22 protein-coding genes and 1 pseudogene are annotated in these 23,912 nt (G+C 61.3%); 11 read left to right on the top strand and 12 right to left on the bottom strand.

The window, feature by feature from the left end; genetic code table 11:
- Positions 1–32: 32 nt before the first annotated feature.
- From rplB to rplC, 4 genes and pseudogenes are all read right to left on the bottom strand, one after another.
- Positions 33–917: a 50S ribosomal protein L2 gene (gene rplB, locus NW804_RS00900; protein WP_414422624.1), complete on the bottom strand. Its 885-nt coding sequence runs from the start codon at positions 915–917 to the stop codon at positions 33–35.
- Between the two features lie 16 nt (positions 918–933).
- Positions 934–1,233, bottom strand: a complete 300-nt coding sequence (locus NW804_RS00905; RefSeq protein WP_414359244.1) for a 50S ribosomal protein L23 — start codon at positions 1,231–1,233, stop codon at positions 934–936.
- 136 nt (positions 1,234–1,369) lie between these two features.
- Positions 1,370–1,999, bottom strand: a pseudogene (gene rplD, locus NW804_RS00910) (50S ribosomal protein L4); the annotation flags it as partial.
- Positions 2,000–2,010: 11 nt separating this feature from the next.
- Positions 2,011–2,655: a 50S ribosomal protein L3 gene (gene rplC / locus NW804_RS00915; RefSeq protein ID WP_414394218.1), complete on the bottom strand. Its 645-nt coding sequence runs from the start codon at positions 2,653–2,655 to the stop codon at positions 2,011–2,013.
- Positions 2,656–3,035: 380 nt separating this feature from the next.
- On the opposite strand from rplC, the gene NW804_RS00920 reads away from it, so the two are divergent.
- Both NW804_RS00920 and NW804_RS00925 read left to right on the top strand, forming a co-directional pair.
- Entirely contained in the window at positions 3,036–5,036 is a 2,001-nt protein-coding gene (locus NW804_RS00920) for a hypothetical protein (RefSeq protein ID WP_414422625.1), read from the top strand.
- A gap of 126 nt (positions 5,037–5,162) precedes the next feature.
- Positions 5,163–5,723, top strand: coding sequence for a hypothetical protein (locus tag NW804_RS00925; protein ID WP_414422626.1), 561 nt, complete (start codon positions 5,163–5,165; stop codon positions 5,721–5,723).
- Here NW804_RS00925 and metK read toward each other — a convergent pair.
- On the bottom strand, positions 5,703–6,962 hold the full coding sequence (gene metK / locus NW804_RS00930; RefSeq protein ID WP_414410313.1) for a methionine adenosyltransferase: 1,260 nt from the start codon (positions 6,960–6,962) through the stop codon (positions 5,703–5,705). The genes NW804_RS00925 and metK overlap by 21 nt on opposite strands.
- 308 nt (positions 6,963–7,270) lie before the next feature.
- Between metK and cobO the strand changes: the two genes are divergently transcribed.
- Positions 7,271–7,936: a cob(I)yrinic acid a,c-diamide adenosyltransferase gene (gene cobO / locus NW804_RS00935; RefSeq protein WP_414394212.1), complete on the top strand. Its 666-nt coding sequence runs from the start codon at positions 7,271–7,273 to the stop codon at positions 7,934–7,936.
- Positions 7,937–7,947: 11 nt separating this feature from the next.
- Positions 7,948–9,324 (top strand): cobyrinate a,c-diamide synthase, encoded by a 1,377-nt coding sequence (locus NW804_RS00940; protein WP_414422627.1) that lies wholly within the window; start codon positions 7,948–7,950, stop codon positions 9,322–9,324.
- Positions 9,325–9,422: 98 nt separating this feature from the next.
- Here the strand turns inward: NW804_RS00940 and NW804_RS00945 are convergent, their stop codons facing one another.
- Positions 9,423–9,788, bottom strand: a complete 366-nt coding sequence (locus NW804_RS00945; protein WP_414422628.1) for a response regulator — start codon at positions 9,786–9,788, stop codon at positions 9,423–9,425.
- Positions 9,789–10,004: 216 nt separating this feature from the next.
- Complete coding sequence (locus tag NW804_RS00950) at positions 10,005–10,937, bottom strand: NAD(P)H-dependent glycerol-3-phosphate dehydrogenase (RefSeq protein ID WP_414422629.1); 933 nt, start codon at positions 10,935–10,937, stop codon at positions 10,005–10,007.
- 128 nt (positions 10,938–11,065) lie between these two features.
- On the opposite strand from NW804_RS00950, the gene NW804_RS00955 reads away from it, so the two are divergent.
- Positions 11,066–11,971: an alpha/beta fold hydrolase gene (locus NW804_RS00955; protein WP_414394204.1), complete on the top strand. Its 906-nt coding sequence runs from the start codon at positions 11,066–11,068 to the stop codon at positions 11,969–11,971.
- Positions 11,972–12,049: 78 nt separating this feature from the next.
- On the top strand, positions 12,050–12,439 hold the full coding sequence (gcvH, locus tag NW804_RS00960; RefSeq protein WP_414394202.1) for a glycine cleavage system protein GcvH: 390 nt from the start codon (positions 12,050–12,052) through the stop codon (positions 12,437–12,439).
- A 3-nt stretch (positions 12,440–12,442) separates the two neighbouring features.
- Here the strand turns inward: gcvH and NW804_RS00965 are convergent, their stop codons facing one another.
- From NW804_RS00965 to NW804_RS00975, 3 genes are all read right to left on the bottom strand, one after another.
- Entirely contained in the window at positions 12,443–13,339 is an 897-nt protein-coding gene (locus tag NW804_RS00965; RefSeq protein WP_414422630.1) for a diguanylate cyclase, read from the bottom strand.
- 125 nt (positions 13,340–13,464) lie between these two features.
- On the bottom strand, positions 13,465–14,412 hold the full coding sequence (locus NW804_RS00970) for a UDP-glucuronic acid decarboxylase family protein (RefSeq protein ID WP_414420484.1): 948 nt from the start codon (positions 14,410–14,412) through the stop codon (positions 13,465–13,467).
- The gene (locus tag NW804_RS00975) at positions 14,409–15,839 is read right to left on the bottom strand and encodes a UDP-glucose dehydrogenase family protein (protein WP_414394196.1); all 1,431 of its coding nucleotides are present in this window, start codon (positions 15,837–15,839) and stop codon (positions 14,409–14,411) included. The genes NW804_RS00970 and NW804_RS00975 overlap by 4 nt, the downstream gene beginning before the upstream one ends.
- Before the next feature lie 141 nt (positions 15,840–15,980).
- Here NW804_RS00975 and NW804_RS00980 point away from each other — a divergent pair, with 141 nt between their 5' ends.
- The 3 genes from NW804_RS00980 to chlP all read left to right on the top strand — a co-directional run bounded on the left by NW804_RS00980 (position 15,981) and on the right by chlP (position 18,649).
- On the top strand, positions 15,981–16,403 hold the full coding sequence (locus tag NW804_RS00980; RefSeq protein WP_414422631.1) for a cation diffusion facilitator family transporter: 423 nt from the start codon (positions 15,981–15,983) through the stop codon (positions 16,401–16,403).
- Positions 16,379–16,870 (top strand): cation diffusion facilitator family transporter, encoded by a 492-nt coding sequence (locus NW804_RS00985; protein WP_414422632.1) that lies wholly within the window; start codon positions 16,379–16,381, stop codon positions 16,868–16,870. Before NW804_RS00980 ends, NW804_RS00985 begins: the two co-directional genes overlap by 25 nt.
- Positions 16,871–17,428: 558 nt before the next feature.
- Complete coding sequence (gene chlP / locus NW804_RS00990) at positions 17,429–18,649, top strand: geranylgeranyl reductase (RefSeq protein ID WP_414422633.1); 1,221 nt, start codon at positions 17,429–17,431, stop codon at positions 18,647–18,649.
- Positions 18,650–18,656: 7 nt separating this feature from the next.
- Here the strand turns inward: chlP and NW804_RS00995 are convergent, their stop codons facing one another.
- On the bottom strand, positions 18,657–19,487 hold the full coding sequence (locus tag NW804_RS00995; RefSeq protein ID WP_414420487.1) for a hypothetical protein: 831 nt from the start codon (positions 19,485–19,487) through the stop codon (positions 18,657–18,659).
- Positions 19,488–19,648: 161 nt separating this feature from the next.
- Here NW804_RS00995 and secD point away from each other — a divergent pair, with 161 nt between their 5' ends.
- Positions 19,649–20,995 carry a protein translocase subunit SecD gene (secD, locus tag NW804_RS01000; protein WP_414410302.1) on the top strand — a complete coding sequence of 449 codons (1,347 nt, stop codon included), beginning with the start codon at positions 19,649–19,651 and terminating at the stop codon, positions 20,993–20,995.
- Entirely contained in the window at positions 20,992–21,957 is a 966-nt protein-coding gene (secF, locus tag NW804_RS01005) for a protein translocase subunit SecF (protein WP_414422634.1), read from the top strand. Before secD ends, secF begins: the two co-directional genes overlap by 4 nt.
- 15 nt (positions 21,958–21,972) lie before the next feature.
- Here the strand turns inward: secF and NW804_RS01010 are convergent, their stop codons facing one another.
- Complete coding sequence (locus NW804_RS01010; protein ID WP_414422635.1) at positions 21,973–23,892, bottom strand: FAD-dependent oxidoreductase; 1,920 nt, start codon at positions 23,890–23,892, stop codon at positions 21,973–21,975.
- Positions 23,893–23,912: the final 20 nt, after the last annotated feature.

Raw genomic sequence — 23,912 nt, forward strand, 5'->3', positions numbered from 1 at the left:
ATTCGGTAGGCAGCAGGTGGCTGGCCTGGCTGCTACTGCACCGCCACCCCGCCCTTGTCCCGCTGCCCACCCCGACGGCGACCGCGCACGATAAACTTGTTGCTGGGCTTGTTGCGCTTGCGGGTTTTGTGCCCCAGGGTAGGCTTACCCCAGGGGGTAACGGGAGTACTGCGGCCAATGGGGGCTTTTCCTTCCCCACCGCCGTGGGGGTGATCCACAGGGTTCATTGCTGAGCCCCGCACGTGGGGACGGCGACCCAGCCAACGGCTGCGCCCCGCCTTGCCGAGGCTGATGTTGTTGTGGTCCACATTGCCTACTTGACCGATGGTGGCATAGCATTCCCCTCGAATCATGCGAACCTCGCCCGAGGGCAGCTTTAGGGAGACATACTTGCCTTCCTTGGCTACCACCTGGGCGCCAGTTCCGGCAGCGCGAACAAGTTGTCCGCCGCGGCCGGGATAGAGCTCGACGTTGTGGACCACCGTCCCCAGGGGGATCCGCTCCAAGGGCATGGCGTTGCCCACCTCGAAGGGAGCTTCAGGCCCAGCCATGATCGTGGCTCCCACCTGGATGTGGCGAGGGGCAAGGATGTAGCGCTTCTCGCCATCGGCGTACTCCACCAAGCAGATGCGGGCGCTGCGGTTGGGATCGTACTCGATGGTCTTGACGGTGGCCGGGATCCCGCGTTTGTCGCGGCGGAAGTCGATGATGCGGTAGAGCCGCTTGTGGCCGCCGCCCCGGTGACGGCAGGTGATAACGCCGCGGTTGTTGCGGCCTTTTTTGCGGTGGATAAATTGCAGCAGCGACTTCTCCGGTCGAGGTCGCTTGCCGTTTTCATCCCGCGACAGCTCCTCAAAGTTGGAGACTGTCATGTGGCGGGCGCTGGGGGTGTAGGGTCGGAACGTGCGAATGCCCATGGCTCAACCAGGAGTGCTAGGTTTCAGGGAAGAGGACGATGGAATCGCCTTCGGCCAAAGTTACCACCGCTCGCTTGGGACGGCTGCGGTAACCCACAAAACGACCTACCCGCCGCTGCTTACGGGGCAGCTTCAGGGTGTTGACGGAAGTAACCCGTACTCCAAACATTTCCTCAACAGCGGCCCGGATGAGCGGCTTGGTGGCGTTGGGCATCACTTCAAAGACGTATTTGCGCTGCTCCATCAAAGCCGTCGTCTTCTCGGTAATAACGGGGCGCAGCAGGACATCAGCCAGAATTCGCTTGCTCTCCGTCATCGTCCTCCTCCTTTTCCCCTGCGGCTTTCGGCTTCTTCTACGGCTCTTCTTGTTCAACTGGCTGAGCTTCTTGCTCTGCGGCCTGAGCCTGGCCCTCAAGGGGATTGGCCTGGGCTGGAGCGGCGGCTGCCGCGCCGGATCCCCAGCGGGCTTTGAGTTTCTCTAGGGCAGAGGTGGTGATTAGCACCCAATCGACCTTGAGCAGATCGAAGACGTTGAGCTGATCTAGCCCAATGAGCTTGACGCGGGCAATGTTGCGCACAGCTCGCTCCACCATTTCCGAGCGCTCGGCAACAATCAGCAGAGCCGATTGATCCTCCCTCACTCCCCAGCGCAGCAGAGCTTGGGCCATAACGCGGGTCTTGGGCGGGTTAAGCTGATCCTGGAAATCCTCCACCACGATTAGGTCTTCCACCCGGCCTTGCAGAGCAGTGCGCAGCGCTAGCTGGCGCTCTTTGCGATTCATGGCCAGGTTGTACTCCCGCTTGCGGGGGCCAAAGACTACCCCACCCTTGCGCCAAAGAGGAGAGCGGATGGAGCCAGCGCGAGCCCGCCCGGTGCCTTTTTGCCGCCACGGCTTGCGCCCTCCGCCGCGCACTTCAGCCCGCGTTTTGGTGTGGGCATTGCCCTGGCGGGCGTTGGTCATCTGACGGCGCAAAGCTAGGTAGAGAACGTGACTAGCCGTCTCGGGGCGAGCCACCTTGAAGCTCAGCTCCGCGCTGCCCACGGTTTCCCCTTGCCAATTCTTCACCACACAACTTGCCATGGCTCCCTCCGCTAGAGTCTCTTGCCCACCTGTTTGGCAGGGGTGATCTCCAGTAGCCCTCCCTCCACGCCGGGGACTGAGCCTTTGATTACCAAGAGATTCCGCTCCGGATCCACCTTCACCAACTCCAGCTTGCGGATCGTGACGCGGCGACCGCCCATCCGGCCAGCCATACGCAGTCCTGGAAACACGCGGCCAGGCCTCGTGCCAGCGCCAATGGAACCCGGCCGGCGGTGGTTCTTGGAGCCGTGGGACATGGGGCCCCGGCCAAAGTGGTGCCGCTTCTGGTAGCCGGCAAACCCCCGCCCGATAGAGGTGCCAGCCACGTCCAGTAACTGACCAGGAGAGAAGATCTCAACAGTGATCTTCTGCCCCAATTGGTAGGCTTCTGGCTGGTCGACCCGAAACTCGCGCAGGTAACGCAGCAGCTCCGTCACTCCCGCTTTGCGCAAGTGGCCGCGCTGGGCTCGCGTCAGGTGCTTCTCTGTGGTGGGCCAGTAGCCCAACTGCACCGCGTTGTAGCCGTCCGTGGCTTGGGTTTTAATTTGGGTTACGGTGCAAGGCCCGGCCTGCACGACGGTCACGGGAATGGCCAACCCTTCCGGAGAGAAGATCTGGGTCATGCCAACTTTTCTTCCAAGGATGCCAAGCGCCACAGAAACCTCCTCTCAAGCCTGCGCGGCTTGCTTTGTTGCTTTCACAGCTTGCAACCGGTTCCCTAAGCCAAATCCAGGCAGTAGGCGCGGCGGCAGAAAACCTAGGATAGCGAAGACTGCCTGCCCAGGCAAAAAAGCCGTAGAGAGGGAGCGCCTGTACCCCAACGCTCCCGCAGCGCCAATAGCGCTGCCCTTTTTGCCTGATGACCTTGACGCCAAACTGCTTCTAGGGGCTGCTCAGACTTGCCTGCAAAGAGGCAGTATCTGCGCTAGCAGCACGCTAAGTTGCCGAGAACCGTTGTTGCTGCGGGCGGATTCAATTGACAACAGTACTACATCATAATGAGGTGACAGGCTGCTTGTCTAGGTTTTGCTAAAAAATGGGTTCAGCACCTGGGAAAGCCACGCTGGGAGACAGAGAGTTTCAGAGCGTGATGGGGTGGGCGCGCAGTGGGCTGACCCAGGCTTGTGTGGATCGCTACTGGCATTTGCTGCAGGCCGGGGCCAATCCGGCGCGGATCTTGTTTTTGGTGCGCAGCCGGCGGCAGAGGGCGGAGGTGCTGCGGCGCCTGCAGGCGCTCAGCTCGGGTTTGGTGGGCCCGTGGCGGGTTGAGACGTTTTTGCAGCGGGTGGGGCGCGCTTTGGCTGAGTATTGGCCGCAGGTATGCGCTCGCGTTCCCCAGTTGCCGTGTTCGTTTGAGCCTGTGCTTCTGGCTAAGGATCTCACTCAGTTTCTCTGTGGGCGAGTCTGTGCGTTGTGCCCGCGGCATGGGGAGGTCTTTGCGAATATTGGGCTGGACGAGTTCCAGATTTGGGATCAAGTTAGCAGCGCTGCCTATATTGCCGGAGCTTCTGGCTTGACGGCAGAGGCGGTGGGATCCCGGCTAGCAGCAGCTTGGCCGGAGAACAGGGATCCGGCCCGGGCAGAGGCCCTGGGAGCGCTGGGCTGCTGTGTAGAGCGACTATGGCAGGCGGGGCTGCAGTTGGGAGCGCTGGATTTTGGCCTGCAAATTCGTCTGTTTCAGGAGCACATCCTGCCCTTGGCGGAGTTTTGGCAGGAGTGGGATCACCTCATCGTGGACCAGGCGGAAGACAGTTGCGGGGTGGCGCTGGAGTTTTACCGCCAGGGGCAAGCCCACCTGCAGAGCCAATTCTTCAGCTACACCCTCGGCGGCGGGATCTCTTTGACGGCAATCCCGGAGGCAGTAGCCTGCTTTCTCCTGGAAAACACGCAGGTTCGGTTCCCAGAAGCCAGCTCCTGTAGCGCAGCCGGCCTGGTCCGCTTGGGGCTGCAGATAGCGCGGGCTGTGGCTCCCCAGCTTTCCTCTCGGCTGCCAGAACCACCGGCAGGGAGGCTGCCGAGGGTGGAAGTGCTGGAGGGAGAAACCCCCTTTGCGGCCCTAGAGGCTATGGTTGCCCAAATCCGACAACTTTTGGCAGCAGGGATCCCTCCCTCTCGCATCGCCGTCCTCCTGCCTCGCATGGATGCCGGGATAAGCCTAAGCCTCCAGGAGCAGTTGCCGGAGGTCTTGCCCATTGCTCCCTTCCCCGCTCTTATCCGCTACCCCCTGGTGCGGGCTCTCCTGACGGCAGCAGAAGTGGCCCATCCCCACTGGGGAGCATTTCCCACCTTGCCAGCCTGGCGGCTGCTGCTCAGCAGCGTGTTGGATCTGGATCCCATTCGAGCAACGCTGTTGGCTGAAGATACCCTGGATCTGGTGGGACGTTCCCTACGGCCCAAAACCGCCGTGCGGCAGCCAGAGCGGGTGGGCTTTGCCAACTTGGAGCGCTACCAGAAGCTGTTGGATTGGCTGCGCAGCTACCGGCCTGGGCCTTCCTTGGCAGCTTTCTTCCAGCGCTTCTTTGCCGAGCACCTGGTCACTGCTTCCCCTCAGGATCAAGAGCTGCTGCAGTTGCTAACGGATGCAGCCCAGCGATTTCGCCGCGCCTTTCCTACAGCAGGGGATCCTGCCTTTTTGGCCATGATTCGCTCGGGACAAACCCCTAGCAACAGCCGCTTTGAGCCCGACTACTCCCGCTACCTGGTGGTAGCCACGCCAGCGGCCTACATCCATCGCGGCTTGGAGGCCGACTACCAGTTTTGGTTTGACATCACCAACCCCAGCTGGTCCCCCTCTCTCTGGCGCGGGCTCTACAACAGCCGTGTGCTGACACCGGAGTGGGATGGGGGAGTTTTCGATGCGGCTCGGGATCGAGAGGCACGCCAGCAAGTCCTAGCTCGCACCCTGCTCAACCTCTGCTGCCGAGCACGGCAGGGCCTGTGGCTGGTGCGCTCCACTTTTAACTACCGCGGCGAAGAGAACACCGGCACCCTAGACTTGCTGGTGTTGAAGGCGGCAAAAGGTACGGCTTGCTCTTAGGGGCGGGACTGGGTCAGGTGGCTGACCTGCGGCTGGGTAGCAGGGGACAGACGGGGGTAGTTCGAGCACTTCCTCACTGCTTTTGGGTTAGCTTTGGGGTGAGTTTCCTGGCGCTAGGAGCGGCCGATGGATTCCGCCACCTTTTTGGAGCGCTACGGATTCGAGCTGCAGGGTCAGACAAGCCAGAGGTGGGTAGATCGCTGGAGCAGGCAGTTCCCAAGCCCTTGGATCCCAGCCGCTTTGCTGGAGGCCCTCTACCAAGGTCGCTACAAGGCCACGTCCGTAGAGCAGATCCTCCGCCTCTGGCAGCGCCGCGGTGCTCCCCACCTCACCTTTCCCCCGGAAATGAGCCGATCCCTGTGGCGAGAACAAGAAGAGCTGATCCGCTCCTTGAGTCCAACTGCCGCCAGCTTCCTTGTCCGACCTCTTTCACCTCTTTCAGCCTCCTCTGGCAAGGGATCCCGCTTTGCGGAGGAAGCTGCCATTTCCCTTGAGCTGTTGTTAGCAGAGCTGCAGGACCTTCCCCCCAAGCTCCGCCACCTGCTCCGGGAGCTGCAGCCCGCCTCCCTTGCCTGCGAGTCAGAGCTCTCGGTTACCTTGGAGCTCCAGCCTGTCGACTCCCCTGCTTCTGCTTCCCTGGAAGAACCTCAGGTTTCCCCCTCTTGCTCAGGGCAGGGCGACACTTGAGCTGGAGAGAGCTTCCTCGCGCAGCAGGTCGGCTTTGTCGGTGCGCTCCCAAGGCAGGTCCAGATGGGTTTGCCCGAAGTGGCCGTAGACGGCTACATTTTGGTAGAAGCGTCCCCCTCGCTGCCGGGGTAGCTCCTGCAGTTGAAAGTGGGCCAGAATAGCTGCTGGCCGCAGGTCGAAGTGGCGCTGCACCAGCCGCAGCAGCTCTTCGTCAGGGATGCGCCCTGTGCCAAAGGTTTCCACCAACAGGTTGATGGGCCGAGCCACTCCAATAGCGTAGCTGACCTGTACCTCGCATTTCTGGGCCAGGCCGGCAGCCACGATGTTTTTGGCAACATAGCGGGCGGCGTAGGCCGCGCTGCGATCCACTTTGGTGGGATCCTTGCCGGAGAAAGCGCCACCCCCATGGCGGGCATAGCCCCCATAGGTATCGACGATAATCTTGCGCCCCGTCAGGCCGGCATCCCCCTGGGGGCCGCCGATGACGAATTTGCCGGTGGGGTTGGTGAGGAAGCGGGTATTGCTGTCAGGTTTGATGGGCAGCTCGGCAAACACAGGCTTTACCACCGCCTCCCAGAGATCGGCGCGGATGCGCTCTTGCACTGCCGTCTCTTCCGTAATGTCGCCGATGGTTGGCGTGTGCTGGGTGGAAATGAGCAGGGTGTGGATGCCCACTGGACGCCCCCCCTCATAGGCTACCGTTACCTGGGTCTTGCCGTCAGGGCGAAGATAAGGCAGGGTACCGTTCTTGCGCACCGTAGCCAACTGGCGGCTGAGGCGGTGAGCCAAGCTGATGGGCAGGGGCATCAGTTCGGGGGTCTCGTTGCAGGCAAAACCAAACATCAAGCCCTGATCGCCAGCTCCCAGCAGGTCGAATTCATCTTCCCAGACGGTGCGACTTTCCAGTGACCTGCTCACCCCTTGGGCAATATCGGGAGATTGCTCATCGAAGGCTACTAGCACCGCGCAGCTGTCTGCAGAGAAGCCATTCTCGGCATCGGTATAGCCAATTTCGGTCAGCTTGTCCCGCACCAAGCGCGTGAAGTTGACATGCGCCTTCGAGGTGATCTCCCCCGTGAGGATCACCATGCCCGTGCTCACCACTACCTCTGCCGCCACCCGGCTGGAGGGGTCTGCTGTCAAAAGGGCATCCACAACAGCATCGGAGATCTGATCGCAGATTTTGTCGGGATGCCCTTCCGTCACCGACTCGGAAGAAAACAGGAATGACTTAGACAAGGAACCTCTCCTCAAGACGAAACCCACGCAAGCTGGTAGAACCCGCCTCTGGGTTCATCTGCAGCAAGGCATGCCCAGCCTTACTAATATACCCCCCTCAGCCAGTGAGGATCTGCTTCAGCCGCTCGCCATTTTTGCGGCCCTGGGGAAGAGCACCCCTAATAAAAAAGCGCCGCCAGGAGGGATCCCCCCAGCTCTGTCCAAATCCTAATCCAACAGCGGCAGCTCTTGGAAAATCTGGAAAAGCGGAAGCCAGATCAGGGGTTTGGCCTGCTAGAGTGCTCCTACAAGTCCTTGCCGCTGCAACCATGACCCACCCTTTTCCAACCGCCCCCAACCCGGAACTGGAAGCCGAGCGCAACTGGCAGCATCGTCAACGAATGCAGCGCCGCCAGCAAATCCAGCGGCAACGCCTGGCAGGCATGCGTGACAACAAAGGCTTAGTTATCGTCTATACAGGTCAGGGCAAGGGCAAAAGCACGGCGGCTTTTGGTACTGTCTTGCGCGCCCTCGGCCAGGGCTTATCGGTGGGGGTGGTGCAGTTCATCAAAGGGGCCTGGGATCCAGGCGAAGCCAAACTGTTGCGCAAGTTGGCTGCCCATCCCGAACTGGGGCTGGGAAAAGTTGCCTTTTATGCCATGGGGGAAGGCTTTACCTGGGAGACCCAGGATCGCGAGCGGGACATTGCCTGCGCCCAGGCAGCCTGGGAAAAGGGGCGGGAGCTATTTGGCAGCGGCGAGTACCACCTGGTGGTTTTGGATGAGATCAACGTTGCCCTTAAGCTGGGATATCTCTCGCTGGAGCAAGTGCTGGCTGGCCTAGCCGAAAAACCTGAACGGGTGCATGTGATCCTCACTGGGCGAGGTGCGCCGGCAGGGCTAATTGAGCGAGCTGACCTGGTAACGGAAATGGCCTTGGTCAAGCATCCCTTTCGCGACCAAGGGATCAAAGCCCAAATGGGTATCGAGTTCTAGCCCTTGGACAAATGGCGATCCTGCTGGCAGCAGCGGCAAGCGGCAGTGGCAAGACCACCGTCACGTTAGCCCTGTTGGCTGCGCTCCGGCGGCGGGGCCTGCGCATCCAGCCCTTTAAGGTGGGGCCCGATTACATCGATCCCCTGTTCCACACGGCAGTGGCCGGGATCCCCTCGCGCAATTTGGATCCCTTTTTAACCGACGAGGACTTTGTGCAGCGCTGCTTTCGCTACCACTGCCAGGACAAAGATGGGGCGATTGTAGAAGGCGCGATGGGCCTCTTCGATGGGCGAGGGCCCGGATCCCTGCCCGGCGGGACAGAGCCTTCCTGGGCTAGCAGCGCCCATGTGGCTCGCCTGCTGGGGATCCCGGTGGTGCTGGTCATCGACAGCAGCGGCATGGGAACGACGGCGGCCGCCCTGCTCTACGGCCTAAGCCACTTCGATCCCCGCCTGGCTATTGCCGGCGTCATCTTCAACCGGGTGGCCTCAGAGCGCCATGGCCAGATGTTACAGCAAGCAGCAGCAGCCGTGGGGATCCCGGTTTTGGGACAATTCCCCCGCCGCGAGGACTTGCGCCTGCCCAGCCGCTACCTAGGGCTGGTACCCGTCTCAGAACTGGCTGGCTTCTCCCGCTGGCAGGAGGCCTGGGCTGAGCTGGCGGAGCAACACATAGATTGGGATCAGCTTCTGCCCCTAATCCGCTCCCTGCCGCCGGCAGTGGGGGAGCTCTGGCCAGGGATCTGCCCCCTTGCAACGCCCGTGCGGGTGGCAGTGGCCCGCGATGCCGCCTTTAACTTCTACTACGCCGACAACTTAGATCTCCTGCGGGCTTGGGGGGCAGAGCTATTGGAGTACTCCCCCCTGGAGGTAGGGCTGTGGCCGCCGGATCCCTGCGATGGCCTGCTCTTGGGGGGCGGGTTTCCAGAACTGTTTGCCGCAGCCCTCTCTGAAAAAATAGCCCAGCAAACTCCGCCACCCATCCACCCCCCCCTCTATGCCGAATGCGGCGGCTTGATGGTACTGGGAAAGTCCCTCACCGATTGGGACGGGAAGACCTACCCCATGGCTGGCCTATTGCCCATCAGCGTGGACATGGGCGAGCGGCTGTACCTGGGCTATCGCGAGGCTACCGTCCTACGCCCCACCCTCCTGGCACCGGCTGGGGATTGCCTGCGGGGACACGAGTTTCACCGCTCCCGCAGCAGCCCCCCCTGCCCAAGCCCAGTTTACGCTTGGGGATCCCCGCCTCAGCAGGAAGGCTGGGCCAATGAGCGCTTGCATGCTTCCTACCTGCATCTCCACTGGGGATCCCGTCCCGATCTCGCAGCGCGGCTACTCCAGAATTTTTTGAGGGTGGCTAGAAACGCTCTTGATCCCCCGTTGTAGAGAGGTTTTTCCCTGCCAGGGAGGCTGGGGAGAGGAATTAGCTGTGCTCCCTTCTGTTGCTAGGGGGAAGCAGTGGGGACGAGGCTGCCAGCAACAGTTTAAGTTAGGTGGGCGGCAATTGCCTTCAGGAGGTGGTTTTGATCAATAGGCTTGGTGAGGTAGGCGTTGGAACCAAGTTGTAGCCCTTGTTCCACAGCTTCTCGAGAAGCTTTGGAGGAGAGAAAGACAAAGGGGATGTGGGCTGTGGCTTGATCCCATCGCACAGCATCCAGCACGGCATAGCCGTTGAGCTTGGGCATGACTACATCGCATAGCACCAAGTCTGGCAGGAAGGCGCGCACCATCTGCAGCCCTTCTTCCCCATCTCTAGCTGCCAACGTATCGTACCCAGCTTGCCGCAACACTTTCTGCAGGTAGGTGCGGATAGAGGGATCATCCTCGATCACCAAGATGCGTTTAGCCATGGGAGGTTGTGAAAAAGCAGGAGACACACACCGCTCAAGCCAAGCTCTGGCTTCCCCGAACCTCTGAAATCCAGGTTGATGCGAGAGCAGTTAGGAGGGCTACAGAGGCAGTATAGGGAAACTTCGGAGAGAAAAACTCCGCCAAATGGCTCATTCTGGGAAGACTTGCGGTTATTCCAGGTAGCTCAAGCTCTCTTTCCCCTCAGGGAGAGGAGCTCATTCCGAGGTGAGTTGTCGCTCCATCAGGCGGGAAAGGGCGGCAGCGGGGGTGGTCTGCCCTTGCAGCAGCCGATGCACCTCCTGGGTGATGGGCACCTGGATGCCGTGCTGGGCGGCAATCTGAACTACCACGGGAGCAGTGTAAACCCCCTCGGCGGTTCCCTCGATCTCGGCCAACACCTGGCCCAGAGGTTTGCCCTGGCCCAAGCCGTAGCCTACACGGTAGTTGCGGCTTAAAGGACTGTGGCAGGTGGCTAGGAGATCCCCTAGCCCTGAGAGGCCGTTGAAGGTCTCAGGCCGCGCCCCTAGGCGGGATCCCACCCGGATCATCTCGGCCAAGCCGCGGGTAACCAGGGCAGCCCGAGCATTGGTGCCCAGTTGCAGCGCGTCACACACCCCCACAGCAATGGCAATAACGTTCTTGAGAATGCCCCCTAGCTCCACTCCTAGGGGATCGCTGCTGGTGTAGAGGCGAAAGCGCTCGGAGGCAAGGGCATGCTGCACTTGCACTGCCGCCTCGGGATTGCGGCTGGCCACCACTGCAGCTGCTGGCAAACCCTGGCGGATCTCAGCGGCCAGGTTTGGCCCGGAAAGCACCACCAACGGATGAGTAGGGAAAGTGGCTGCCCAGATCTGGGCTGGTGTCAAGAGCTGCAGGGGATCCAACCCCTTGGTGGCCGAGACCAGAATGGCTTGGGGGGGGATCCCCACCTGGCGCACGGCCTCGACCACGGGGCGCACGCCGGCCATGGAGACTGCCGAAATAATGATGTCCGATCCCCGGACTACCTCTTTGAGATCCCAGCCCTTGCGCCGATCCCAAACCTGCACCCAGTGGCCCCGAGCCTGGGCTAACAGAGCCAGGGTACTTCCCCAGGCCCCCGCCCCTAGAAGGGCAATCCTCTGGGGGGATGGTGTAGAAGCTTTCATCCAAACTTTCCAGCCGCAGCTTCTTTCCCAGAATGCCGCTTGCTCTAGCCTCTGAAAAAGCCCCCGCCAGAGAAAGAACGTTAGTATGGTTGGATACCAACTAGAGGTTTGGCCTAAGAGCAGAGACCATGGCAGAAGCAGGGATCCAACGCCTTCCTGCTGAGGTGGCCGCCCGGATGGGAAGCTGGCGGCACGGCTATGCCCTGACCAATGGTATTCAACTGCACTATGTCACCCAGGGGGAAGGGGAGCTGGCAATCTTGTTGCATGGTTTCCCAGAGTTTTGGTATTCCTGGCGGCACCAGATCCCGGTGTTGGCGCAGCGGTTTCGCGTCGTGGCACCTGACCTGCGCGGCTACAACGACTCTGACAAACCGGATTACGGCTACGACCTGGACACCCTCACCGAGGATGTCCGCGGCCTGCTGGCCCATTTTGGGGCCAAAAGCGCGGTGGTGGTGGCCCACGACTGGGGAGGGGCTATTGCTTGGCACTGGGCGCAACTTTTTCCCCAGGAGATCCGCAAGCTGGCCGTGCTCAACTCTCCTCACCCCGCTTGCTTTCGCCGGGAGTTCCTGACCAATTTGGACCAGATGCGCCGCAGTTGGTACCTGTTTTTCTTCCAGTTGCCCTGGCTGCCAGAGTGGGTGTTGCAGTGGAACCTCGAGGAGTGGGTGCGGCGCATTTTTCAAGAGACCTCGGTGCGCAAAAGCGCCTTCACCCGCCACGACCTAAAGGTTTACCAAGAGGCCCTTGCCAAGCCCAAGGTGCTCACCTCTGCCCTCAACTACTACCGCCACCTGTTTAGCCTGCCCACTCTGCAGAACCTGTTTTTGCAGCCCCTGCGTCCGATCTTCGCCCCCACCCTGCTCATCTGGGGAGAAGAAGACTTTGCCCTTAGCCGCGAGCTGACCGAGGGAATGGATCCCTTCTTCCCCAACGGCCTGCGCAAGGAGTACATCCCCGAGTGCGGCCATTGGGCGCAGCAGGAGGCGCCCCAAACTGTGAATCGGCTGCTCCTAGAGTTTCTCTAGTCCTCCCGCCTGAGAGAGCTTTACCGCCCTCAGGGATTGCCCTAGAATAGTCCACTGGATTTAAGCGGGGAAAGTGGCATGGCCCTGGAGTACCCACCCGATCTGCGCTACGTGGACACCCACGAGTACATCCGGGTTGAGGATGACATTGCGGTGATTGGGATCACGGCCTATGCCGTCGATCAGCTGGGGGACATCGTCTTCGTCGGCCTGCCCGAGGAAGGGACAGAAATTGAAAAGGGGGAGAGCTTTGGCTCGGTGGAGTCCGTCAAGGCCGTAGAGGATCTGTATGCCCCTGTCTCGGGGGAAGTGGTGGCGGTAAACAAAGCGGTGGTGGACAGCCCAGAGAGCATTGCCGACGATCCCTATGGAGATGGCTGGCTGATCAAGGTGCGCATGACCAACCCGGAAGATCTTGACGACACGATGAGCGCGGAGGCCTACGCCAGCTTGGTGGAGGGATCCTAAGCCCTACAGCAACACTTCCCGGTTGCCCCCCTGCACTTTGGCTTGGTAGAGGGCTTGGTCGGCTGCCTCTAGAAAGCTTTGGACGGAAGTTTCTGCTGAAAGGCTGAGCAAAGAGGCGACGCCAATGCTACAGGTGAGGTGGATAACTTCTGCTCCCACCTGCAGAGGGAGGGATTGGATGGCCTGCCGCAGGCGCTTGGCCAACTGCAGGATTTGAGCTTCCGGAACCCCGCGCACCATGAGGACAAATTCGTCGCCCCCTAGCCGGGCCAGCAGATCCTCGCGGCGAACCTGATCCTGCAGTTGTTGGGCTACTTGGATCAGGGCTTGATCCCCGGCCAAATGCCCCCAGCGGTCGTTGATGAGCTTGAAGTTGTCCAAGTCCAGGTAAAGCAAGTGGAGGGGAAAGCTATGGCGGCGGGCAAAGGCCATCTCCCTCTGCAGGTGCTCTAGGAAAAACCGACGGTTGTGCAGCCCCGTGAGCGGGTCGTAGAGAGCGGCGGCAGCGACCTGGAAAAAGAAAGCCTCCTCCAGCCGGTCATAATAGGCAAACTGCAGGAGGCTATTCCCCAGCTGGATGCGATCCCTATCCGCCAAAACCCGGCAATTTACCCGTTCCCCATTGACATAGGTGCCGTTGAGGCTGCCGAGATCGATGAGGACATAGTTTTCCCCTTCCTTCCTCAGCCGGCAGTGCAGCCGAGAGATGGTGTGGTCGGAAAGCTGAACGTCGGCCTGGGGGCTGCGCCCCACTACTGCAGTCTCCCCCAGGCGGAAAGTCCTGCCCCTATTGGATCCCTGAAGCACCGTCAAAAAGGCGCCCACTACTTTCCTCTCCACCTCCAGCCTGCAGGTTTCCAGGGGCACGGGGGTGGTTGGTTCTTCCGGAGAAGTATCCACAGGCGTAGGGATCCCCTACTTGAGTTAACATGCCTTTTCTGTATTATGACGGGTATCATGCCAGCCTGGCTGCTTTCTTCCGCAAAGTTGGCCAGCTCTGGGGAAAATCTCCCAGAGGTCTTCCTTTACTCCAGCCCCAGCCGGCGGCGGAAGTAGGGGATGGTCAGCTCCAGGCCCACTGGCAAAGGGATCTGGGGCTCCCACCCCAGCAAGGCGCGGGCCTTGTTGATGTCGGGCCGGCGCTGCTTGGGATCGTCGGTTGGGAGAGGTCGGTGGACGATGGGAGAAGAGCTGCCGGTGAGGGCCAAAACCTGCCGAGCCAACTCTAGAATGGTGACCTCCTGCGGGTTGCCCAGGTTAAAGGGGCCGGGATAAGGGCTGTTCATCAGGCGCACCAGGCCCTCGATGAGGTCGGAGATGTAGCAAAAGCTGCGGGTCTGGGAGCCATCTCCATAGACGGTGAGGGGATCCCCGCGCAGCGCCTGGACGATGAAGTTGCTGACCACGCGACCATCGTCTTCCCGCATGGCGGGCCCATAGGTGTTGAAGATGCGGGCCACGCGGATCTCCGTCTGGTATTGCCGCTGCCAGTCAAAGGTTAGGGTTTCGGCCAGGCGCTTGGACTCGTCGTAGCAGGCCCGCGGGCCGATGGGGTTGACATGGCCCCAGTAGTCCTCCGGCTGGGGATGCACCTGGGGATCCCCGTACACTTCCGAAGTGGAGGCTAGGAGGAAGCGGGCCCCCGTCTTCTGGGCCAGCTCCAGGAGGTGGTAGGTGCCCCAGACGCTGGTGCGGATGGTGCGGATGGGATCCGCTTGGTAGTGAGGGGGAGAGGCAGGGCAGGCCAGGTGGTAGATTTGCTCAATGCCAGCTTTTTCCAGCTCCGGCGGCAGCGGCTCGGCCACGTCGTGCCACAGCAAGGTAAAGGCGGGGTTGTTGCGGTGAGCCCGCACGTTCTCCTCCCGCCCCGTGTAGCCGTTGTCGAGGCAGATAACCACATGGCCTTCCTGCAGAAGGCGGCTAACCAGATGGGAGCCGATAAACCCCAAACCACCCGTTACCAGAACCTTCACCAGCCCACTCCAATTAAGGTGATGCCCGCCTGTTGAAGGGCCTGCCGGTCAAGGCAATTGCGGCCGTCGACGATAAGAGGCCGCCGCATCAGCTCGGCAAGGCGCCGGTAATCCAGCGACAAGAACTCCGGCCACTCTGTCACCAGCACCAGGGCGTCGCAATCCTGGGCCAGGCGGAACACGTCTGTTTCCACCACCACATGGGCTAGGCCCTCCCGCATTCCCGAAGCCGAGACAATGGGATCATAGGCTTTTACCTTGGCCCCCAGGCGGTGGAGCTGCTCAATTAAGGTTAAAGACGGCGCATCCCGCAGGTCGTCAGTGTGGGGCTTGAAGGTGAGGCCCAAAAGGCCAATGGTCTTGCCCTTAAGCACCTTAAGAGCCTGCTGCAGCTTTTCCACCAAGCGCTGCCGCTGCTCGCGGTTGACCTCGACAGTAGCCCGCAACAGCTTGGCCTCGTAGCCGTAGTCAGCCGCCGTCTGGATCAAAGCGGCCAAATCCTTGGGGAAGCAGCTCCCCCCCCAGCCTATGCCGGCGTTGAGGAAGGCGCGGCCAATGCGCTTATCGAGGCCAATCCCTTCGGCCACCTGGAGGATGTCGGCGCCGGTGCGCTCGCAGATATTGGCAATCTCGTTGATGAAGCTGATCTTAGTGGCTAGGAAGGCGTTGGCGGCATATTTGATCATCTCGGCGGAGGCCAGGTCGGTGACCAGCAAGGGCACGGGATCCCCGCCCAAGCCTTGCTGGCGGCTGAGGATGGGCTCGTAAAGTTGCCGCAGGATCTCGATGGCCCGGGGGCTGTTGGAGCCAATCACGATGCGGTCGGGGTAGAAGGTATCGTGGATGGCGCTGCCCTCCCGCAGAAACTCGGGGTTGCTCACCACGTCGAAGGGCGGCACCCAGGGAGACCTGTCCAGGGTGGCCAGGGAGGAGGGGGTGGGATCCCCGCCCGCTATGGCCATCTTCTGTTTTTCTGCCTGGCTGCCTAGCCGCTGCTTGGCGGCCTCTGCCGCCCCGTCCAGAATCAGCATGCGCACCCAGTCGCCGGAGCCGATGGGGACAGTAGACTTGTTAACAATAACCCGGTAGCGGTCGTCTAGGTGCTGGCCGATCTCCCGCGCTACAGCCTCTACGTAGCGCAGGTCTGGCTCGCCGCTGGGCAGAGCTGGCGTCCCTACGGCAATGAAGATGACCTCGCTGGCCTGCACCCCCAGGGCAAGATCGGTGGTAAAGTGCAGCCGACCGGCCTCAGTTCCAGCCCGCACCAGGTCTTCCAGGCCGGGCTCGTAGATGGGCAGGCGGCCCCGCTGCAACCCTTCAATTTTGGCAGGGTTGTTGTCCACGCAGATAACGCGGTGGCCTATTTGGGCTAGACAGGCGCCGGTTACCAACCCCACATAGCCGGCCCCCACGACCGCCACGTCCATCGCCTGCCGCTCCTTCCTGTCGATCCTCGGTTCTAAAGTACCCCATCCCCTGGGATTACCTATCCCCTTATAAAGTCGGCTCCTAGGAGGAGGTTAGTGGCAAAATGAGGCTAACGGACTTCCGCCTGAGGCTCCCCAGCAGTGAGCTGGCCCAGCTCTGCCGCCATAGCCAGCCGCCGTCAGCGCCAGGTGCAGAGGGTGCTGTACGTTACGTTGGGGCTAAATAGCCTGGTGTTTGCCATCAAGTTAACCCTGGGGCTGGCGACGGGATCCCTAAGCTTGGTGGCCGATGCCCTGCACAGTGTTACCGACAGCGCCAGCAACCTCCTTGCCCTGGTGGCGGTCCACTTTTCCTCGCCAGAGCCGGATGAGGAACATCCCTATGGCCGCAGCAAGTTTGAGGCAATCGGTGCCCTGGGGATCGCTGCCCTTTTGGCCATGGCTAGCTTCGAGATCCTCAGCGCAGCGGTGGGACGGTTTTTCAAGCCCCTGCCTCCCCAGCTCCAGACCGACGGGTTGACCTTGACGCTAAGCTGGGGGTGCTGGGGATCAACCTCTTCGTAGCCTTCTATGAGCGCTCCTGGGGCAAGGCTCTGGCTAGCTCACTGCTCTTGGCCGATGCCCGCCATACCCTCAGCGATGTCTGGGTAACCCTGACGGTATTGCTGGGTCTAGCCGGGATCCACTACTGGAGGATCCCCTGGCTGGATCAGGTGCTGGCTGTGCCGGTGGGGCTGCTGGTGTTCTGGAGCGCCTGGGAAGTGCTGCAGGAAAACATTCCCGTTTTAACCGACCGGGCGGCCATTCCGCCTAAAACATTGCGGGAGCTGGTTCTCAGCTTGCCTGGCATCCTCGACTGCCACGACATCACCTCCCGCGGCATCCCAGGGCGGATGATCTTCATCGAAATGCACATGGTGGTGGAGCCACTGGACGTTGAGTCGGCCCATCGCCTCACTGAAGCGGTGGAACGCCTGCTGCAGGAGCGCTACGGGCCGGTGCGGGTCACCATCCACCTGGAGCCGCTCTGAAAGACTTATACGACCCCGGGCAAAAGCAGACTTTCGCTCGGGGTTGAGGCTTTCTTCCTGCTTCAGCGACCCGTGGCTAGTGGCAGAGTCCACCCCTACCACCCCGCCAGAGGGATCTCCACAGGCGTAACTTCCCCGCAAGCTGCAGGTAGGTGCTCCTTGCCCTTAGAAGGCACACAGGCTAAAGACGGAGCCAACTTTAGCCTAGGCAAAACGCCTACTCAAGAAGATTACCTGCTAGCCTACTAGCTCAGCCCATCTACGTCAAGGCAGAGGGTTAGTTGTGCCACAAAGTGGCCAATTGTCCGGTGAATCAAGGACTAGAGGAGATCCCTAGCCCCACGGTCAATCCGCCCAAGCCGCAGAGTTCGCCTTGCGCCACAGGGCCTCCTCACCAGAGCTCTTCTTGGGTTCCTTGCATTCCTTGCCCCACCCGGGTTTAATGGGGGTAGACAAGAGACCGCAGCACCCGTACCTGTTGCTGCACTCCTGTATGCTGCAGGCTAGCTTCCCTTTTGGGAAGTCCTAGGAATTGGAAAAAAGAAAAAGGAGGGCGCCTTGAGCCTGAGAGTTGCCGTGGTGGGGGGCGGGCCAGCAGGGGCTTCTGCAGCCGAGGTTCTGGCTCAAGCCGGGATCGAGACCTTTTTGTTTGAGCGGAAGCTGGACAACGCCAAACCCTGCGGAGGCGCTATTCCCCTCTGTATGGTTTCGGAGTTCGACCTGCCGGAGGAGATCATCGACCGCAAGGTGCGCAAGATGAAGATGATCTCGCCCTCCAATTACGAGGTGGACATTGCCCTCGAAAATGAAGGCGAGTACATTGGCATGTGCCGCCGCGAAGTCCTTGACGCTTTCTTGCGCAACCGCGCCCGTCAAAGAGGGGCAGAGCTCATTCACGGCAAGGTGATGCACCTGGAAGTCCCCAAAAATGGCCAGGATCCCTACGTCTTGCACTACATCGACTTTTCCGGCAACGCGCAGCAGGGGGCACCTCGCTCGCTGGCGGTGGATGTGGTGATTGGGGCGGATGGGTTCCACTCGAAGGTGGCAGAGGCCATTGGTGCCGGGGACTACAACTATGCCCTGGCTTTTCAGGAGCGCATTCGCCTCCCCGAGGACAAAATGGCCTACTATGCTGAGCGGGCAGAGATGTACGTGGGAGACGATGTCTCGCCCGACTTTTATGCCTGGGTGTTTCCCAAGTGCGACCATGTGGCGGTGGGTACCGGCACGATGAGGGCCAACCAAGCCCAAATCCAAAAGTTGCAAGCCGGGATCCGCGCCCGCGCTGCTGACCGGATCCGTGGGGGCCAGGTGATCAAGGTGGAGGCCCATCCCATTCCAGAGCATCCCCGTCCGCGCCGCGTAGTGGGCCGGGCCGCGTTGGTAGGAGACGCAGCAGGATACGTAACCAAGGCAAGCGGCGAAGGGATTTACTTTGCTGCCAAGTCGGGCCGCATGTGCGCCGAGGCTATTGTTGAAACTTCCAACGGCGGGAAGCGTATCCCCACAGAAGAGGATCTCAAGCTCTATCTCCAGCGCTGGGATCGCCAGTACGGCCTGACCTACAAAGTCTTGGACATTCTGCAGCGGGTGTTCTACCGCTCCAACGCCACCCGCGAAGCTTTTGTCGAGATGTGCGCCGACCGGGATGTGCAGCGGCTAACCTTTGCCAGCTACCTCTATAAGACGGTGGTGCCGATGAGCCCCTGGGTGCAGTTCAAGATTACCGTTAAAACTCTGGGCAGCTTGCTGCGGGGCAACGCCCTGGCTCCCTGAGGGAGCTTTACTGCCACTGGAAGGTAACAGTAACCCGATCCCAGTTGGCGTCCGTTTTCAGCACGCTGGCAGAAGCTTTCTGGCCAGGAGGTACATTGCTGGGCTCAAAGGCGGCCACGCGCGTATCGACGACTTCTCCGCCACGGTAGAAGGTAAAACGGGCGCGGGCGTTGAGGACGGTGCGGTTGCTGCGGTTGATGGCCTCCACACTCAGGCGACTGCCAGCCCCTACCCGCTCTTCGCGGATTGATCCCACAATCACCAACTCGCCCGGGTTGGGTCCGGATGCCGCAGGCGTTGGGCTTGCAGGGGCAGAGGGTTGGGGGGTGGCGCCTTGCTGCTTCAAGAGCTCCAAAACGCGGGCCAGCTCCTGCTGAAAGAAGACAAAGGCTTCCCGCGATTGGTTGGCCACCTGGGCCAGGATCAGCCGATCCGCTTCGCTCAGAGGGATCTCCAGGAGGGGGTTTGGCCCTTTTAGGGTAACCCGGATGCTGGCAACCTCCTGGTTGATGAACTTGTCCAGATAGGGAAAGAGGTTAAGGATGCAATCTCGAAAAGATCCCAGCGGCAAGGTGCTCTTGTTGGTCAGCACCAGGTCAGCCCGATCACAGCTAGCCCGATCCGCCAGCTCAATTTCCAGGGGCACCCGAAAGGAGCCCGGACTGGTGTTGGTGATGGTAACCCGAGTGCCGGACACCACCTCTCGCCAGCCATGGATAACTTCTACGCTGGGGCGAGTCACCTCTTCCGTGAAGTACTCTCCCGCCCAGGCAGGGGATCCGCAGAAGGTGAGCATAGAAAGCAACGCCGCCACTGGGCAAGTTCGTCGCCAATTCACCTTCACTTCTCCTCCCTTGCAGATCTGGGACACTGCCTGCCCCTGGCAACAGCTTCTAGCGTCAACTAAGTCCGTCTGGGGTAAAATCGAGAAGTTCAAAGCGTTACAAAACTTTGGGCCTGCCGACCAGTGCGGCTGTGTTCCTCGCTTAACTAGGCAGTATGGCTAGATCCCTAGCTTCGTGGCTCAATCGGCTTGCCCTCCTGCGCGGCCTAGTCTTTATCCTAGCAGTGGTAGTGGCTCTCACCTACTTGGGCTTTAGCCGAGAAGTTCGCCTCGGCCTTGACCTCAAAGGCGGGACGCAGCTTACCCTGCAAGCTCTGCCGACGCAGGAGGTGCCTGAGATTACTCCCGAAGTGATGCAGGGAGTGGAGGCTGTTATCCAGCAGCGGATCAACGGCCTGGGGGTGACTGAGCCTTTGATTCAAATCAGTGGCCGGGATCGTCTATTCGTGCAACTGCCTGGGGTAGCAGATCCGGATCGGGCGGTTGCTCTTTTGGGCGACACAGCCCAGTTGGAATTTCGCAAGGGCCTAGTTCCGGTTAGCGCCCTGCCCCGCAACGAACAGGGGGAGGTAACAGCCGGAGAGAACCCCGAAGCCTTGTTTGAAGGGATCGGCCTCACCGGGGATCTGCTGCGCAACGCCTATCCCCAGGCCCCTCGCCGCGGCTCCCAGAGCTGGGAAGTGCTGCTAGAGTTTAAGCCGGAGGGGGCTGAGAAGTTTGCCCAGGTCACCCGAGAGCTGGCTGGCACGGGTCGCCCCTTGGGGATTTTTCTGGACGAGGTGCTCATCAGCGCCCCGATCGTGGGGCCGGAGTTTGCCCGCACTGGCATTACCGGCGGAACGGCGGTGATCACAGGCAATTTCACGGTGGAAACTGCCACCGACCTAGCGATAAAGCTCAAAGCGGGGGCGCTGCCGGTTCCAATTCAGGTGATTGAAAACCGCACCGTCGGGGCCACCCTAGGAGAAGAAAGTGTGCGCCGCAGCCTCTATGCCGGTATCGGCGGCCTGGTGCTGGTGTTTGTGTTCATGGTGGCCTACTACCGCCTGCCGGGACTCATTGCCGACATCGCTCTCCTCATCTATGCCCTCTGTACGTTTGCTTTGTTCCAACTGCTGGGGGTGACCATGACCCTGCCAGGAGCCGCTGGCTTCATTCTCAGCATTGGCATGGCGGTGGACGCCAATGTGCTAATCTTTGAGCGCATCAAAGAGGAGCTGCGGGCGGGCAAGTCCATCTACAAGTCCATCTCGGAAGGGTTTAGCCGCGCCTTTAGCAGCATTCTCGACAGCAACGTCACCACCCTTTTGGTCTGTGGCGTGCTCTTTTGGTTGGGGATGGGGCTGGTGAAAGGTTTCGCCGTAACCCTGGCTATTGGCGTTTCGGTAAGCTTCTTTACGGCCATCACCTGCACCCGCACCCTGCTGTTGGCGGCAATGGGGATCCCTGCCCTGCGCAAACCTGAACTCTACGGCGTTCGCATGGAGGCGGCCCAACCATGACCGCGCAAGAGCCAGCAGGCGGATCCTCGCGGTTGCTCGACTACCGCTTCGACATCGTCGGGCGCAGCAAGCTCTGGTTTACCCTTTCCTTGGCGGTCTTGCTGGTGGGGCTGGCCAGCATGGCTTTTTCTCTGGCCTCTCTAGGAACCCCCCTGCGGCTGGGGCTGGATTTTGCCGGCGGCACCTTGCTGGATCTGCGTTTTGAGCGGCCTGTCACCACCGACGAGCTGCGGCGGGCGCTGCAGGAACATGGTTTGGGAACCAGCATCATCCAACTGGACACCCAGACGGGCCAGGAAGCCCTGATCCGCATGCCCCCTTTGACGGAGCAAGAGCGCCTGGCCGTGGAAGACACGCTGCGGCGGCGGGTGGGATCCTTTGAGCGCAGGCTGGTGGAGACGGTGGGCCCGACGGTGGGGCGTTTGCTCTTGCGCTCCGGACTTGTGGCCGTGCTCATCTCCTTGGGGCTTATTGTGGTGTATCTGGCCCTGCGCTTTCAGTGGGATTACGCAGTGTTTGCCATTGTGGCCTTGCTGCACGATGTGGTGTTGACCACAGGGCTGTTTGCCCTTTTGGGCCTGACGGTGGGCATGGAGGCGGACAGCCTGTTTGTGGTGGCGCTGCTAACCATCATCGGCTTTTCCGTCAACGACACGGTGGTCATCTACGACCGCATCCGGGAGAACCTGCGTCTAGTCAGCCGCCGGGTCAGCTTTGCCGAGGTGGTGAACCTGTCTTTAAACCAAACTTTTGCCCGCTCCCTAAACACCACCCTGACGACGATGCTGCCCCTGGTGGCCATTGCCATTTTTGGCGGGGCCACGTTGAAGGGGTTTGCGATTGCTTTGCTCATCGGCTTTAGCTTGGGGGTCTATTCCAGCATCTTTATCGCCAGCCCCCTGCTGGTGTGGTGGCGGCAGCGGCGCTATGGCGGAAGGGTGCCTTCCAGCGCAGAGGGGTAAGACGGCAGCAGCGGCCTACCAGTGCAGTCGCTGTCCGCGAGAGATCAGGTAGCGCTGCAAATCGGCCATCTTGCCCTGCGGCACGATTTGGGCCGGGGTCAAGCTGGGATCCTGGCTACGCAACCAGGCCACGATGAGCCCAGCTGCCGAGCCGATGGTCCACTCCCCGTAGTGGGTGCGGGTAGCGGCGTTAACAATGTGGCTGACGGCGATCCCTTTGCCGCCGATAAGCAGGTTATCCACCTTCTGCGGGATCAAAGCTTCCAAGGGAATGAGAATGGGGCGAACGGAAAACTCGCTGACCGGCGCGGAGCTGGCCGACCGGGAGGGCTCCCAGTTGCGGTAGCGACAGCCGTGCATGTCGATGGCGTAGTGGGTGATCCCGACAACGGTGGGTCTGAAATCCCGCCCTCCGCTGGCGCCAACCCGGATGTCCTGCTCCAGTATCATGAATTCCGCCTGGCCGTAGGCAGCTCTCCCCAGGATGCGCCGCCCCTCTCGGATGTAGGGGTAGAGGCTGAGGCCAGAGCGGGTGCCCAGCAAGGAGTCTTCGGCAAACACCAGGGAGAGGGGATAGCCGGGCCGGGATTGGGTTTCCATCAGCCACTCGGCAAACAGCAGGGCGTGGTTTTCTCCATCTTTGAGGGCGGAGACGTCCAGCCCCCCCAGCCAGTTGTGGCGCTGCCCCGAGGCCACCAGCCGCTCTTCGGTCAGGATCAGGGGCGGGTTCATCAGCCCCCAGTCGTTGCCGCGGTTCCAGTTCACCAGGGTCAGATCTCCGGGGAGCGGGGTGCCGTAGAAGGGATCCGTGCGGCCCTTGCTGACGATGCGGCGATAGTTGAAAAAGCTCCGACCGCTGAAGGTGGGAAAGCCCTCCAGGTCAAACTGGCGGCGGTGTTCGGCGCGGGAGTAGCCCGGCTGCAGCTGGGCCAGCTCGGCGCGGGAGCGGCCGCCATCGTCGTGGATGGCTAGCACAAAGGGAAAGGTAAAGGCCTGGGTACACTCCGGGTTGCTGGCCGGGGCGGCATTGGGCTCTCCGGTTAGATCCCGCCCTTCCGAGCCCAGCCGGTAGGGGATGCCAGCCCAGCCCACCAGCTCGCCGGTATCGGTGGCGTCGATGACGAAGAAGGGACGGCCTGGCGGTGCCTGCAGCCGCAGCACCCGTTTGGCAAACACTTCCGTCTCCTGCCAGCTATACCAGCTCACCAATTCGCGCCACAGCCGTCCTGGCGGCACGAAGTTGGGATCCCGTGGTTGTCGCTGCACAGCATAAATGCTCTCAATCCGGGAGCCGTCGGCGCTGAAGGTGGCCCCCTTAAAAGCCGTCTGGGTGGCCCAGCGACTCTGGGGAGCATGCTGAGCTGCCTGCCGCAGCCAGGTATCCACCGCCTGCAGACCTGCCTGGGGCGGAAAACACAAGCTCCCTACCCAGCAACTGTTGATCTCGGCCACGCGGGTGCCGGGCGGGATCCCTGTCCAGGACGGGAGATGCACCGGCTGGCTTTCAATGAGGGCCTTAAACTCCAGCCAGTGGCGGGAAAAATTGCCCCGCTGCCGCATGAGGAGAGACTCATCGAGGGCCGATACCCCTTGGGAAGTGATCTGCCCCCCTAGCCAGGGAGTGAGCTCGATGAGGCAGGTTTGCACGCCCCCCCGCATGGCTTGGCCTGCCGCTGCCACGCCCCCCAGAGATCCGCCCACCACCACCAGCTCGCACTCCCAGATCTCCTCCGGCTGCGGCAGGGGATCCAGCAGGGGCCAGCCGTGGGCGGTAAAACGGGGCAGCTCTGGCGGGGATCCCCCTTCCGGCTGGGAGAGGGCGGCAAACCCTGCCCCGGCCACAAAGCTCAGCAGCGACAGGATCCCCAGTCCCAGAGCTCGTTTCTGGCTAAGTCTCCGCTGCGCTGCTCGGATCCCTCTGCTGGCCTTGCTCACTTGAGCCCCACCCCCCACGC

It is taken from the genome of Synechococcus sp. WC10meta (assembly GCF_047461475.1).

Excerpts from the sequence above, each read along its gene's own strand:
- rplB (WP_414422624.1), bottom strand. The coding sequence starts at position 917 with ATGGGCATTCGCACGTTCCGACCCTACACCCCCAGCGCCCGCCACATG.
- NW804_RS00905 (WP_414359244.1), bottom strand. The coding sequence starts at position 1,233 with ATGACGGAGAGCAAGCGAATTCTGGCTGATGTCCTGCTGCGCCCCGTT.
- NW804_RS00920 (WP_414422625.1), top strand. The coding sequence starts at position 3,036 with ATGGGTTCAGCACCTGGGAAAGCCACGCTGGGAGACAGAGAGTTTCAG.
- NW804_RS00925 (WP_414422626.1), top strand. The coding sequence starts at position 5,163 with ATGGATTCCGCCACCTTTTTGGAGCGCTACGGATTCGAGCTGCAGGGT.
- cobO (WP_414394212.1), top strand. The coding sequence starts at position 7,271 with ATGACCCACCCTTTTCCAACCGCCCCCAACCCGGAACTGGAAGCCGAG.
- NW804_RS00940 (WP_414422627.1), top strand. The coding sequence starts at position 7,948 with ATGGCGATCCTGCTGGCAGCAGCGGCAAGCGGCAGTGGCAAGACCACC.
- NW804_RS00945 (WP_414422628.1), bottom strand. The coding sequence starts at position 9,788 with ATGGCTAAACGCATCTTGGTGATCGAGGATGATCCCTCTATCCGCACC.
- NW804_RS00950 (WP_414422629.1), bottom strand. The coding sequence starts at position 10,937 with ATGAAAGCTTCTACACCATCCCCCCAGAGGATTGCCCTTCTAGGGGCG.
- NW804_RS00955 (WP_414394204.1), top strand. The coding sequence starts at position 11,066 with ATGGCAGAAGCAGGGATCCAACGCCTTCCTGCTGAGGTGGCCGCCCGG.
- gcvH (WP_414394202.1), top strand. The coding sequence starts at position 12,050 with ATGGCCCTGGAGTACCCACCCGATCTGCGCTACGTGGACACCCACGAG.
- NW804_RS00975 (WP_414394196.1), bottom strand. The coding sequence starts at position 15,839 with ATGGACGTGGCGGTCGTGGGGGCCGGCTATGTGGGGTTGGTAACCGGC.
- secD (WP_414410302.1), top strand. The coding sequence starts at position 19,649 with ATGGCTAGATCCCTAGCTTCGTGGCTCAATCGGCTTGCCCTCCTGCGC.
- secF (WP_414422634.1), top strand. The coding sequence starts at position 20,992 with ATGACCGCGCAAGAGCCAGCAGGCGGATCCTCGCGGTTGCTCGACTAC.